This is a genomic window from Spongiivirga citrea (assembly GCF_010671565.1).
GTDB classification, from domain to species: domain Bacteria; phylum Bacteroidota; class Bacteroidia; order Flavobacteriales; family Flavobacteriaceae; genus Spongiivirga; species Spongiivirga citrea.
Genome location: NZ_JAABOQ010000004.1, coordinates 238,901 through 252,094, shown reverse-complemented (window position 1 = coordinate 252,094; position 13,194 = coordinate 238,901). Strand labels below are relative to the sequence as shown.

Below are 13,194 nucleotides of genomic sequence, written 5' to 3'. Positions count from 1 at the left end.
CTGTTTACAGTATGAATGAATTTCACCTCGCCCAAGTAAATATTGCACAAATGTTGGCGCCTATGGATGATCCAATTATGGCTGATTTCGTTGCAAATTTAGATAGGATTAATGCTTTAGCAGAAAAAAGTAATGGTTTTGTTTGGCGTTTAAAAGATGAAGAGGGCAATGCGATGGCCGTCCGTGTTTTTGATGACGAATTTCTTATCATCAATATGTCAGTTTGGGAAAACAGACAAACCTTATTTGACTATGTATATAAAAGTATGCATGTTGAAATATTAAAGCGAAAAACGGAGTGGTTTTCGAACATGAAAAACATGCATATGGCGCTTTGGTACGTTCCTAAAGGCCATTTTCCGACCCCACAAGAAGCTAAAGACCGTTTAAGCTATTATAATACACATGGAGCAACACCCTATGCTTTTGGGTTTAAACATGAGTTTACTGCCGAAGAGGCTGTTGCATATCAACCTAACACAACTGTATAATGAAGTTAATCGTTCTAGGTTGCTACTCAGCTACACCACGAACATTCAATAATCCTACATCTCAGGTTTTGGAGATAAAAGGAAATTTATTTCTCATTGATTGTGGAGAGGGAACTCAGGTGCAATTGCGTAAAAACAAAATCAAGTTTGCGCGTATTAAAAACATTTTTATATCTCATTTACACGGAGATCACTTTTATGGGTTGATTGGTCTAATCTCAACATTTAGACTGTTAGGTCGGGAAGCTGATCTCACAATCTACGGGCCTAAAGGAATTAAGCAAGCCATTATTCTTCAATTGAAGTTATCAGAATCTTGGACAAATTTTAAGCTTCGTTTTGTTGAATTAGAGAGTGATGAGCCAGAATTAATCTATGAAGATGATAAAGTCACGGTAACAACTATTCCATTAACACATCGCGTCTATACCAATGGCTTTTTATTTCAAGAGAAACCGAACGAGCGAAATTTAAATATTAAAGCTGTTGAGGATTTTGATATTAGCCGAGCCTATTATCAAAAAATTAAAAATGGAGATGATATCACTTTAGAAGATGGTCGCGTGATTCCGAATGAACAACTTACTTTCGATCCTACATCACCAAAATCATATGCTTTTTGTAGTGATACTGTATATAAGGTAGATAATGTACCACAGTTAAATGGCGTAACAGTTCTGTATCATGAATCTACTTTTTTAGATGAGCATCAACATTTGACAGATAAGACAAAACATTCAACAGCAAAAGAAGCTGCAAAGATTGCTGTCAAAGCTGATGTGAAAACATTAATTTTAGGACACTATTCTACCAGATACGGAAGCATTGATGTATTTAAGGATGAAGCGCAGACCATTTTTAAAAATGTGGAGCTTGCTGAAGATGGTAAAGTGTTTGAATTTTAATTGAAATGAATAAGAACCTAGGCGATTACCGAAAATCATACGAGAAAAGCGAATTGTCAGAAAATTCAGTTCCCAACAATCCAATGCAGCTATTCCAAAGCTGGTTTTATGAAGTAGAGCAGATGGAGGTTGTTGATGAGGTAAATGCTATGTCAGTTTCGACAATAGGCTTAGATGGTTTCCCAAAAACTAGGGTAGTTCTTTTAAAAGAATATACACACGAAGGATTCATTTTTTATACTAACTATGAAAGTGAAAAGGGAAAAGCAATAGCCGCGAACTCCAATATTTGTATCTCATTTTTTTGGCATTCAGCAGAAAGACAAATTATTATCAAAGGAAAAGCTGAAAAGATTGCACCTAATAAATCCGATGGATATTTCGAATCTCGACCAGAAGGTAGTAGGTTAGGAGCGATTGTTTCTGACCAAAGTCAAGTAATACCTTCACGGAAGTATTTAGAAGACAAACTAAAAGCCTTAGAAGCTGAATACGAAAGTAAATCTATCGAACGACCCGATTATTGGGGCGGATATTTGGTGCGCCCAGTCGAAATGGAATTTTGGCAAGGCCGCGCAAACCGACTACATGATAGATTGCGCTACAAACTAGATTCCGATTTCAATTGGGTTATGGAGCGACTTGCCCCATAGTCTAGGGTATTCAATCTTCAGTATCCAAATCGCATTAGAACTTCGAGAATAAAATACACTCGTTCATTTTAAATTATCCGTTCTGACTATTCTACAATAGCGGATGCAAAATGGGTTCGAAAAAATATATGATTAAAACTTTAAAAATCAGTTTCAAAGCCCCACTATCTTCGTTAAAATAGTTTTTTTGATTTACTTTTCTTATTTTTTATGTATTTCATCGATATTAAATGTTAATAATCTTTATTTTAACATTTAATTATGATTACATTGATTTTTCATCGATATATTTGACACTTAATCGTTAAAATAATGTTTTGAAATCAGTATTCCCTCAAGTCGCTGCTCTATTTTTACTATGCTTTCTTAGTTCTTGTTCGGTCGATTCTATCGAGAATGAAACTGACGGTTTAAGTATTAGCAATACAGAACATTCCAATGTTAAAGTCGTTGTTTCGTATACAAGTATTGAAAAAGAGATTCAAGAACGAATCAATCAATTTAGATCCAATCTTGGTCTTTCAGTCCTAGTGCTGCAAGATGTAATTACGGAAAAAGCTGATGAACATTCCGATACAATGATAAAAGACGGAGCTGCCTCGCATAAAAATTTTGGAGCCAGAGCTACTTATATTAAAAATACGTTGGGTGCTGATGATGTTGCCGAGAATGTAGGAGCTAACTATAATAGCGCGCAAGGAGTAGTAACTGCATGGATTAACAGTGATAGCCACCGAACAGTTTTAGAAGATGATTTTACTCACATTGGTATCTCAGCTAAAAAAGATACGAACGGAAAGTATTACTATACTACTATTTTTTCTAAACTATAATTGAGATAGCGCTTAACGATTAACAATAAGAAAACTATACTAAGTACTAAATAGAGAGCCATTAACATGAGAAAAGTAGCCTTATTCATCTTATTAATTATTGCAGGAGTCATAATTATAGGATCGGGAAAGCCCACTAGTACAGGAGAAATCACTTTTCAAGATGTCTTAGAGGTTATAGAGTTAAAAAAAAATGGACAAGACAGCACTCAAAAGGTGTTCTATTTTACCCAAGAGGAAGTTGTAACTCTTGGTTTTAATGCAAAAAAATATCTACCGAAAAATTTTGATCCATTTCTAATAGAAAAGGATAGCGAGGTTAAAAAGGAAGTAAATATCGAAGAAGAGGAAGTAATTGAATTCAATTTCAGTACTGAAGATTACTTACACCAAGGATTCGATCAGCACGCAGCGGTGATTCCGTAAGCACAACGCACAGAATAGTTATTAAAATTCTAAATATGATTTTTAGTAAACTATGAGAAAGGGAATAGTTTATAAATCAAAGAGGCCTAGTCAATTTTAGCTAGGTCTTTTTAATTTTTATTGTTTTATGAGTTATCCTAAAGCAACATCTAAACTCATCATGACGATAAATCCCCCGATAAATCCCATAGTCGCGATATCTGTATATTTATCACGTTGTGTTTCTGGTATTACTTCTTCAATCACTACAAATATCATAGCTCCAGCAGCAAAAGCCAGCGCATACGGCAAGATAGGAGTGAAAAACGTTACTGCAACTGCGCCAATTACCGCTGCAATTGGTTCTACAATTGCTGATAATTGTCCGTACCAAAAGCTTTTGAACTTAGAAGCGCCTTGTCTTCTCATCGGCATTGAAACAGCTAAGCCTTCAGGAAAATTTTGTATACCAATTCCCATTGCTAATACTACGGCTCCAGCAATCGAAGCTTCGGGTAACCCAGCTGCAACACCTCCAAATAGTACTCCTACAGCAAGACCTTCAGGAATATTATGTAATGTGATAGCAAGTACTAATAAAGTGGTTCTATGCCAAGGAGTTTTAATACCTTCAGCTTCTTCTTGTCTAAAATTGATATGTAAATGCGGTAGTACTTTGTCCAAGCCAAAAATAAAAAATGCTCCAAGTCCAAAACCTATTGCCGCGGGCATTACTTTTACAAAACCTTCGCCAGGACTCATTTCAATTCCTGGTGCGAGCAGACTCCAAAAACTTGCTGCTACCATTACACCGCCTGTAAACCCTAGCATACCATCTAGCAATGCTCTATTCATTCCTTTAAAAAGAAAAACAAGACTTGCTCCGGTAGCGGTTAAAATCCATGTAAATAAAGAAGCATAAAGTGCTGCCAAAATGGGATCAATTCCTTCTAAATATGTTACAATCTGATCAAACATTTAAATTTTCTTTACGTATAAATTATTGGTTATTCTACTAGATAAAGGGAGTTCTTTCTTTTTAAGCCGTACTACCATGGTACCATCAAATGCTTCTTTGGAGATTACCTTCATTTTCTTTCCCAGTCGAATGTTGTGATTGTCTAGGTATTGAAGAAAATCTGAAGAAGAATCATGAACACCAACGCAAAAACAACGTTCATCAACTTCAATTTCAGATAGGGTTACGCGCTTCGATTTCTTTATCAGCCCATCCTTGTCTGGTATTGGGTCTCCATGCGGATCTTCGGTTGGGTATTCTAAAAATGCATCAAGCTCAGCGGTTAGTTTTTCCGATTTAATATGTTCCAACTGTTCTGCTACATCATGTACTTCATCCCAGGTGAAATTCAATTTTTCTACTAAAAAAACTTCCCACAAACGATGCTTCCGAACAATTTTAATCGCCACTTTTTCACCTTTTTTGGTTAAAGTAACACCCTGATACTTCACATAATCAACAAGTTGTTTCTCCGCTAGTTTTTTAATCATATCAGTTACTGATGAAGCTTTCGTTTCCATTTTGTCAGCAATTGAGTTTGTGCTTACTCCACCTTCCTGTTGCTGACTTAAATGATAAATAGCTTTTAGATAATTTTCTTCTGAATGCGTGAACATGGTCTCAAAATTTTAACAAATATATCATTTTTTTAAGCTTTGGTAATTTGTTTTTTAGATTAATCTAAAAATAAAGCTATTTTTGCACTTCAAAATTGAATATGAGAATTTTTATTGTTGTCTTTTTTCTACTTTTTATGTCCAAATTGTTTTCACATGATGGTGGATTCTTGAATGGAACAATCACACACAACGATGAACCCGTACCTTATGTAAGCGTTTATGTAGAAGGAACGGATATCGGAACCACCACTAACAATAAAGGTGAGTATGAACTAAAAGTCGGCGTGGGTACATTTACGCTGCTTGTGCGTACCATTGGTTTTAAACAAATAGAACAGGAATTTACAATTAAGAAGCACGAAAAACTAACTTTTAACTTTGAATTAAAAGAAGAAGTACTTGGTTTAAATCAAGTAGTAGTATCTGCAACTAGGGGTTTGCAAAACAGGAAAGAAGCCCCAGTTATTGTTACGATTACTGACGAAAAAATATTTAACGCAACTCAGTCTATTAGTTTATCTGAAGGGTTGAATTTTCAGCCTGGTTTGCGTATGGAAACTAATTGTCAAAACTGTGGTTTTGCTCAAGTACGTATGAATGGCCTCAATGGAGCTTATTCACAAATATTAATAGATAGTCGCCCCATCTTTAGCGCACTGAATGGTGTGTACGGGCTCGATCAAATCCCCGCCAATATAATTGATCGTATTGAAGTAGTGCGCGGTGGTGGCTCGGCCTTGTATGGGTCGAATGCCATAGCTGGAACCATTAATGTAATCACCAAAGAAGCCTTAGAAGATTCTTTTCAACTAGGTAGTAATCTGGCGTTTATTAATGGCATAGCTCCCGATAGGTCATTGACGCTTAACGGTACTGTTGTTTCTGACAACAACAAAGCAGGAATTACTTTTTTTGGTTTATATAGAGATCGAAATCCTTTTGATTATCAATACGATGGTTTCACTGAGATCACGACCATGGAGAATACTACGCTGGGTTTTAAAACCTATTACAAACCGGATGACCAAAGTAAGGTTTCGTTAGATTTTCATCATATTAATGAATTCCGACGTGGTGGCGATCAGTTAAATTTACAGCCTTTTGAGTCGGAAATTACCGAGCAGATCGATAGTAAAGTGACTGGAGTTGGTCTGACATATGAGTTATTCGATAAATTACTCAAAAACCGATATTCCCTATATGTAAGTACGCAACTTTCAAATAATCAAAATTATTACGGCGGGGGTGAAGATCTAATTGCTCAGCAAGGTGAGGTTATCGGTTTCGGAACCTCTGAAGACAATGTATGGGTTGCGGGAGGACAATTTTCCAGAAATCAAGATAAGTTTTTAGGTGGTTCAGGTGTTTTTACTGGTGGAATTGAATTTAAATACAATTTAACTCAAGATGCAAAACCAGGTTTTAACGCCTTTGTTGATCAAACAGTCCGCATTTATGGTTTATACTCCCAACAGGAATGGCAGTTAAACGAGCGATTAAAGCTACTTGGTGGTGTGAGAGTTGATATCCATAATATTACAGATGAAGCGGTAAATATAAATCCAAGACTTAATGTTTTGTATGATGTGAACGATAATTTACAGTTGCGTACCAGTTATGCAAAAGGTTTTAGGGCTGCTCAATTTTTTACTGAAGATTTACACGCAACCTTGGCAGCTGGTGAAGTATCTTTTGTTCGTTTTGCGCCTAATTTAAAATCGGAAACATCACATAGCTTTTTAGCATCGGCTGACTGGTCTAAAACTACTCAGTTTTCTGAGGTTGGACTTACAATAGAGGCCTTTTATACGCGATTACAAGATCCTTTTGTGTCGGAGCAAGCAACTGACGAAGAGTTGGCGGCTCTTGGTCTCGACGTGTCAGAAAATCAATTTATCTATATTAAAAAGAATAGTACAGGCGCAAATGTATATGGCGTTAATATGGAAGCAAAGTATGCGCCGAATGAAAAATGGACGATGCAACTTGGTGGTACTATTCAACAATCTATTTATGATGAAGCCATTCGCTGGAGCGACGACCAAGATATCGATTTAGAAAATGCAGATCAGTTTTTTAAATCACCCAATTTGTACGGCAATTTTGTTGTCACTTTTGCCCCGACAAAGAAGTTTCAGCATAATCTATCCGCTGTTTATACTGGTCGCATGTATGTGCCACATATCGCGGGGTTTATTCAGCAAGACCGACTGGAATTCACAAAGGATTTTTTTGAATTAAATTTTAAATCATCATATACATTTGATATTGATGATTCATATAAAATACAGCTAAGTGCGGGAATGCAAAATGTATTTAATAGCTATCAATTTGATTTTGATCTCGGTGCAGATCGAGATGCAAATTACATTTATGGTCCTTCACGCCCAAGGACTTATTTTGTAGGCTTAAAAATAGGCACTGATTTATAAATTGCTTTTCTTACTTTTGAGAAAAGTACGTAGTTATATGAATTTATCTTCCTCACTAATTGTTGTTTTTTCTTTTGTAACCATGGTCTCAGTAGCTCAGAAAAAAAGAAAGATTGACACCACTTATGCCTACCAAACTACAGTGATGAAATCGGTCGCTATTTTACAAACACAATCCATTCAAAAAGATAAATTTTACTTGAATAGCAGAAGCAATGCACTAGTGAAAGGCGGTAAAAATCGAGTTTTACTGCCGGTAAATATTCCAAACAATACGAAAGAGTGGTACTATGTGTTTTCAGCTTCTCGCGATGAGGAGCAGATTACCAATACTTTAAAAACTTTTAATCTTGCAGGAGAACTGTCGTCTTTTATTGAGAAAAAGTCATCATTGCAACAATCTGTGAGTAGTTTGAATGCGCCTCCTGGGGCTAATATTTGTGATATTTATGTGGTTGATGAATCGAATGCTTTGCTCTTTAAGGATAAAGATGACTTCGCATATGATCTAAGTAGTTCACGAGAGAATTATAAATCAGGTATTGTAACCGTCAAAAAGAAATCGCGAAATGCGGTTTTCTTAGCCTTAAATAATCCTGATAATTTATACGGTATTCACATTGCAATTGAGATTATAGCTATAGTTGAAGATATTGCCTTTAAGAAAGAGACTATTCGCATTCCTGTAATTACCTACTCTAATTAGATGGAAGTAGGTGAGTCGGCAACGTATAACTATATCTTTGCAGGAGCAGGCGCTGCTGGCTTAATGTTGGCATATAGAATGTTGCAATCAGGCGATTTCAATACAAAACAATTTTTGCTAATTGATAAGAACCTTAAAAACACCAACGATCGTACTTGGTGTTTTTGGGAAGAGGGAGAAGGAGAATGGGATACTATCATTACTAAAAAATGGGATAGCTGTTTATTTAAAGGAAAAGGATACAGCAATTCTTTTAGGTTATCACCTTTTTCTTATAAAATGATTAAAGGAATTGATTTCTATGAGATGATGCTTTCATCGTTGTCAACTTATAGTAATGTCACTATCAAATATGAATCCATTCAATCTATAAAAGATGAGCATTCTCATGTTTCTATTATAACTGATGTTAGTTCCTATAAAAGTGTAAAAGTATTCAATAGTATTTTTGATTGGAACACCATCACCAAACAAGAAAAATACCCTGTTTTACAACAGCACTTTATTGGCTGGTTTGTTGAGACGGAAAAGTCAGTTTTTAATGCAGATACGGCAACTTTTATGGATTTCGATCTGCAGCAAAATGGGAATACGCGATTTATGTATGTGTTGCCGGAGACATCAAAAAAAGCATTGTTGGAGTATACCTTGTTTTCAGAACATATATTGGATAAATCTGAATATGAAAATGCCATTAAGGAGTATTTAAACGAACTTGGTGTTAAAGAGTATCGTATAGCAGAAAAGGAGCAAGGCTCAATACCAATGACTGTCGCTCCGTTTTCAACAAATACGAGAAACATACTAAATATTGGTACTGCTGGTGGTTGGACTAAGGCAAGTACGGGATTTACATTTAGTATGATAAGTCGTAAGACCAAGGAACTAGTACCACGGATAAATGAATCATTAGACTTTACAACCTACAATAAAAAAACAAGGTTTTGGTATTACGATCTGTGGTTTTTAGATGTTTTGACCAAGTATAATCATAAAGGCGGATTGATTTTTACCCGAATGTTTAAACGAAACGCTCCTAGGCAAATTTTACGCTTTCTAGATGAACAGACACATTTTTTTGAAGAGCTTCGTATAATGTTTAGTCTGACTTCATTCCCATTTTTTGAGACCTTTTTTAAGCGACTTTTTTAGCTAAACTGTCCGGTTCATTAAACCTTCACCAAATGTTCTTAGTAATGCCTTTTTCTCTGAACTAATGTTCAAGTCATTAAGGACTGTAAAAGCACTTTCGGTATAATCTTTAATAGCTTGTTTAGTGTCATTGGAGGCACCAGTCTCTTCAAAAAGTTGTTTGACTATTGCAACCTTCTCGTCGCTAGAGGCTGGCTGAATAGAGAATAGATCTGTAAGTTGGTTCGCTTGCTCTTTGCTGGCATGCTCAAGAGCCTTTAGGTATAGATATGTCTTTTTATTCTCTATAATGTCACCACCAACTTGTTTTCCAAACGTTTTGGGATCGCCAAATGCATCTAGATAATCATCTTGCAATTGAAAAGCAATTCCTAAGTTTCGACCAAACTCGTAAATATGGTCTTGATCTGTTTCATCGGCCTTCGCGATAATCGCTCCCATTTTCATTGCTGCTGCAACTAGAACCGAAGTCTTGTATTCAATCATTTTTAAATACTCAGAGATAGTTACATCATCTCTAGTCTCAAAGTCTATATCATATTGTTGACCTTCGCAAACTTCGATAGCGGTCTTACTAAATAACTTTGCAAGCTGCCTAAAAATAGGATCATCGTAATTTTCAAAATACTGATATGCTCTAATTAGCATCGCATCACCTGAAAGAATTCCTGTATTTAAATCCCATTTTTCATGAACGGTAGTCTGTCCTCTTCGCAGGGGGGCATCATCCATTATATCATCGTGGACCAAAGAAAAATTATGAAAAACCTCAATGGCAAGGGCAGCTTCTAGCGCATCTTTATGATCTCCTGAAAATATATCAGTAGTCATAAGTGTGAGTAAGGGCCGTAACCGTTTACCTCCAAGTTTTAAGATGTAATTAATTGGCTTGTAAAGGTTTTTAGGTTGATTGTTATAAGTATTCTTTTCTAGAAATTCTACAAACACCGACCGGTATGCGTCAATAGATAACATAGCTTCAATTTGAAGCTAAAATACGACACCGAAACTAACTTTAAAATAGTTTTCGCAAACACTATATTCTGATGTTGATTGAAAACAAAAAAGCCCCAACACTTTCGCGCTGAGGCCCACGGTTTTTGGACATAAATATTTTAATTTGACTCCATTCGCACTACTGCAAACTCAGATCGGCGATTGAGTTCATGTTCTTCTTCTGAACATTGTTGACCATCGTCACAAGGAGTGATTAATTCCATTTCACCAAACCCTTGGTGGTTTTCGATACGATGTTTAGGAACCCCTTTTTTAGTTAAGTAACGATAGGTTGCTAAGGCTCTGTTTTGAGATAGTTTTAAGTTGTAGGCATCAGCACCACGACTATCGGTGTGTGACCCTATGGCAATAATCATTTCAGGATATTTGTTGATCATTAAATCAACTACCTTATCAAGTTCTTTGCCTGCATCTCGACGAATGTTATATCTGTCGAAGTCAAAATAGATTTTATTGATATCAATATCTGCTAGGACTTCTAATTTTTTTATTGGCTCTAACTGAAAGTCTAAGGTCATACTATAGCTACCATTTTCTGGTTTTATAGTTTCAATTTGCTTAGTTTGTGATATATATTTAGGTGCCGAAGCTTCGACAGTATAAATCACACCCATATCTACGTCCTGCTCATAATACCCATTTTTATCTGCTTGTACGGTAGCAAAGACTTTGTTGTTATCTTCGGTAATTTTAACTGTAGCATTTGCAATTGGTGTTGCGTTTACAACATCGGTAACAACACCTTTCAATGTTATTTGTGGAATACGTTCAAAAGAATAGATGTCATCATCACCAGTACCGCCAATGCGGTTACTGGAAATGTAACCGTTAATTCCATCTGGTGCCAGATAATATGAAAAATCATCTTTATTACTGTTTACCGGAAGCCCTAGGTTTAAAATATCAACTGCATCTCCATCATCGTTTAAAATAGTTGCGAAAATGTCGAGTTGTCCAAGACCTTGATGGCCATCTGAAGAGAAAAACAGTGTGCCGTTTTCATGTATAAATGGAAATAACTCATTTAGCGGAGTGTTAACCGTATCACCTAAATTTTCTGGAGTAGAGTATGTGCCGTTCTCTAAAATTGAGACTTTGTAAAGGTCACTACCTCCATATCCTTCTTTACTATCCGATGCAAAATATAAGGTTTTTCCATCTTTTGAAAGCGACGGGTGTCCAGTAGAAAAATCATTACTATTGAAGGGTAATTCGGTAATATTATCCCATTTACCACCAATCTTGGTGGCCCTGTATATTTTTAGATTACTAATACCATTATCATCTTTTCCTTTTTTATTCAGGTAATTAGTTCGAGTAAAATACATGGTATTCCCGTCCTCTGAAATGGTCATTGATCCCTCGTGCACTTTTGTATTCACATCACCTGAAAGCTTTGTAAGTATAGCGATCCCTGAAGTATCGATTTCAGTTTTATAAATATCTAAAAATGGTTGTAAATTCCAACCGTATAAGCGCTTTATTAAGCCGCCATCATCTCTAGTAGAAGCGATATAAGTAATTGAGTCGTGTGTATAGGCCCCGAAGTCACTAAAGGTTGAGTTGTAAGGGCTTTCTACTATTTCATAGCGTTGTTTTGCCTGATAAATATCGTCAACGAACCTATCATTTTTGATCATGCGCTCAACATTATCAAGGTTTCCTTTTTTTGTTTTGCGATATTTTTTTAACCAAATACGTGATTCTTTATATTCTTTTATCCCACGGAGTGCCTGTGCATAGCGCAAGTAATAATCAGGATCGATATCCTTTTGTTTTACAACATCGGCATAGTATTTAGAAGCATTTTGCGGATCTCTTAATAAACTATATGCATCTGCGATTTTTCGTTTTGCGTAATTGACATTATAATCGTTATCGATCATTTCTTGATAAGACTTGATCGCCTTGGCATATGCAAAGCCATTAAACATTGCATCGCCGCGACGTTGCCTTCCATATTGAGCATTTACAACATTTACAGTAGTTAGTAGTAATAAAATTGTGATTGAAATATAGTGTCTCATTAAATGGATGCGATTAAAAATAACGAGGAGATTTCATTTTGTTTTTCACGAAACTAAACTCATAAATAAGCAAGATCTCATGAGTCGATCTTGTAAATGCCTTTAAGGCAGTTAAAGGAGATTCATATGCATAACCCACCCTAAACTGATCAGATATTTTAAAATCAGCCAATGCTCCAATGGCATTACCTAGATTGCCGCCAACACGATATGAAGCCCCTAGCCAAAGTTTATCGTATAGTAGAAAACTACCTGTAAAATTATAAGAGATTGGAACAGCTTGGGTAATCTGTAATAAGGATGTTGGCCTAAATTTGACGGTCTCACTTATATCAAAAACATATCCAGCAATCACATAAACATCATTCTGCTCTAAAGTTTCAAAATCGGCATTTCTATTCCTATCATTAGTTAATAATTTTGGCGCAGATAATCCTACATAGAATTTTTCGCTGTGGAGGTAACCTCCTACGCCAAAATTAAATGTCCATTGCTTATTGATACCCGCTATGTAGGGGTCTGCAAGTGCGGTAGCCGATGTCAAGCCTGTAAAATTAAAGAAATTAGCCCCTGCTTTTAATCCAAAAGATGCTTTTATTGTTTGAGATACAGGAATGGTATAAGACAAATCACCGTAGAGCTTGGTCGATTTTTCGAAGCCCAATTGGTCATTAATAAAAGAGACTCCAACACCTACACGATCATTTCGTAATGGTGTATTAATCGATATAGTTTGAGTAACGGGAGCACCTTCAACACCAATCCATTGGTTTCTGTTGAGTGCGATAATACTTAGCGCTTCTCGCGACCCTGCATAGGCCGGGTTGATTGCAATGGTATTATACATGTATTGCGTAAATTGTTCATTCTGCTGAGAGTAACAATTTACGGTTGTAATCACCACTAGAAGGAGTGATACATATTTTTTTTTCATA

At 36.0% G+C, this 13,194-nt stretch carries 13 protein-coding genes; 8 read left to right on the top strand and 5 right to left on the bottom strand.

Translation table 11 applies throughout. The features are described from left to right. The first annotated feature begins 11 nt into the window (after positions 1-11). From GWK10_RS10600 to GWK10_RS10580, 5 genes are all read left to right on the top strand, one after another. Positions 12-491, top strand: coding sequence for a DUF3291 domain-containing protein (locus tag GWK10_RS10600; protein WP_164032340.1), 480 nt, complete (start codon positions 12-14; stop codon positions 489-491). Further along, on the top strand, positions 491-1,396 hold the full coding sequence (locus GWK10_RS10595) for a ribonuclease Z (protein ID WP_164032339.1): 906 nt from the start codon (positions 491-493) through the stop codon (positions 1,394-1,396). Before GWK10_RS10600 ends, GWK10_RS10595 begins: the two co-directional genes overlap by 1 nt. A 5-nt stretch (positions 1,397-1,401) precedes the next feature. Next, positions 1,402-2,049, top strand: coding sequence for a pyridoxamine 5'-phosphate oxidase (gene pdxH, locus GWK10_RS10590; RefSeq protein ID WP_164032338.1), 648 nt, complete (start codon positions 1,402-1,404; stop codon positions 2,047-2,049). A 317-nt stretch (positions 2,050-2,366) separates the two neighbouring features. Further along, on the top strand, positions 2,367-2,882 hold the full coding sequence (locus tag GWK10_RS10585; protein WP_164032337.1) for a CAP domain-containing protein: 516 nt from the start codon (positions 2,367-2,369) through the stop codon (positions 2,880-2,882). A gap of 66 nt (positions 2,883-2,948) precedes the next feature. Next, positions 2,949-3,308, top strand: coding sequence for a hypothetical protein (locus GWK10_RS10580; RefSeq protein WP_164032336.1), 360 nt, complete (start codon positions 2,949-2,951; stop codon positions 3,306-3,308). A gap of 132 nt (positions 3,309-3,440) precedes the next feature. On the opposite strand, the gene GWK10_RS10575 is transcribed toward GWK10_RS10580, so the two are convergent. Beyond that, complete coding sequence (locus GWK10_RS10575; protein ID WP_164032335.1) at positions 3,441-4,265, bottom strand: ZIP family metal transporter; 825 nt, start codon at positions 4,263-4,265, stop codon at positions 3,441-3,443. Beyond that, complete coding sequence (locus GWK10_RS10570; protein WP_164032334.1) at positions 4,266-4,922, bottom strand: metal-dependent transcriptional regulator; 657 nt, start codon at positions 4,920-4,922, stop codon at positions 4,266-4,268. A 101-nt stretch (positions 4,923-5,023) separates the two neighbouring features. On the opposite strand from GWK10_RS10570, the gene GWK10_RS10565 reads away from it, so the two are divergent. Genes GWK10_RS10565 through GWK10_RS10555 form a run of 3 tightly spaced genes read left to right on the top strand, consistent with a single transcriptional unit; the run spans position 5,024 to position 9,215 of the window. After that, positions 5,024-7,357 (top strand): TonB-dependent receptor, encoded by a 2,334-nt coding sequence (locus GWK10_RS10565; protein ID WP_164032333.1) that lies wholly within the window; start codon positions 5,024-5,026, stop codon positions 7,355-7,357. A 37-nt stretch (positions 7,358-7,394) separates the two neighbouring features. Then, positions 7,395-8,063 carry a hypothetical protein gene (locus tag GWK10_RS10560; protein ID WP_164032332.1) on the top strand — a complete coding sequence of 223 codons (669 nt, stop codon included), beginning with the start codon at positions 7,395-7,397 and terminating at the stop codon, positions 8,061-8,063. Beyond that, a complete protein-coding gene (locus tag GWK10_RS10555) occupies positions 8,064-9,215 on the top strand; it encodes a lycopene cyclase family protein (protein ID WP_164032331.1) in 1,152 nt (383 codons plus the stop codon). Here GWK10_RS10555 and GWK10_RS10550 read toward each other — a convergent pair whose 3' ends face one another. The 3 genes from GWK10_RS10550 to GWK10_RS10540 form a co-directional block, all read right to left on the bottom strand. Next, positions 9,216-10,190 (bottom strand): polyprenyl synthetase family protein, encoded by a 975-nt coding sequence (locus tag GWK10_RS10550; RefSeq protein ID WP_164032330.1) that lies wholly within the window; start codon positions 10,188-10,190, stop codon positions 9,216-9,218. Positions 10,191-10,330: 140 nt separating this feature from the next. After that, positions 10,331-12,259, bottom strand: coding sequence for an OmpA family protein (locus GWK10_RS10545; RefSeq protein WP_164032329.1), 1,929 nt, complete (start codon positions 12,257-12,259; stop codon positions 10,331-10,333). Positions 12,260-12,272: 13 nt separating this feature from the next. Beyond that, entirely contained in the window at positions 12,273-13,193 is a 921-nt protein-coding gene (locus GWK10_RS10540; RefSeq protein ID WP_164032328.1) for a PorP/SprF family type IX secretion system membrane protein, read from the bottom strand. Position 13,194 lies beyond the last annotated feature (1 nt).

Bases quoted from the DNA above. Each gene is read 5' to 3' on its own strand.
- GWK10_RS10600 (WP_164032340.1), top strand. From the start codon at position 12: ATGAATGAATTTCACCTCGCCCAAGTAAATATTGCACAAATGTTGGCG.
- GWK10_RS10595 (WP_164032339.1), top strand. From the start codon at position 491: ATGAAGTTAATCGTTCTAGGTTGCTACTCAGCTACACCACGAACATTC.
- pdxH (WP_164032338.1), top strand. From the start codon at position 1,402: ATGAATAAGAACCTAGGCGATTACCGAAAATCATACGAGAAAAGCGAA.
- GWK10_RS10580 (WP_164032336.1), top strand. From the start codon at position 2,949: ATGAGAAAAGTAGCCTTATTCATCTTATTAATTATTGCAGGAGTCATA.
- GWK10_RS10575 (WP_164032335.1), bottom strand. From the start codon at position 4,265: ATGTTTGATCAGATTGTAACATATTTAGAAGGAATTGATCCCATTTTG.
- GWK10_RS10570 (WP_164032334.1), bottom strand. From the start codon at position 4,922: ATGTTCACGCATTCAGAAGAAAATTATCTAAAAGCTATTTATCATTTA.
- GWK10_RS10565 (WP_164032333.1), top strand. From the start codon at position 5,024: ATGAGAATTTTTATTGTTGTCTTTTTTCTACTTTTTATGTCCAAATTG.
- GWK10_RS10560 (WP_164032332.1), top strand. From the start codon at position 7,395: ATGAATTTATCTTCCTCACTAATTGTTGTTTTTTCTTTTGTAACCATG.
- GWK10_RS10555 (WP_164032331.1), top strand. From the start codon at position 8,064: ATGGAAGTAGGTGAGTCGGCAACGTATAACTATATCTTTGCAGGAGCA.
- GWK10_RS10550 (WP_164032330.1), bottom strand. From the start codon at position 10,190: ATGTTATCTATTGACGCATACCGGTCGGTGTTTGTAGAATTTCTAGAA.
- GWK10_RS10545 (WP_164032329.1), bottom strand. From the start codon at position 12,259: ATGAGACACTATATTTCAATCACAATTTTATTACTACTAACTACTGTA.
- GWK10_RS10540 (WP_164032328.1), bottom strand. From the start codon at position 13,193: ATGAAAAAAAAATATGTATCACTCCTTCTAGTGGTGATTACAACCGTA.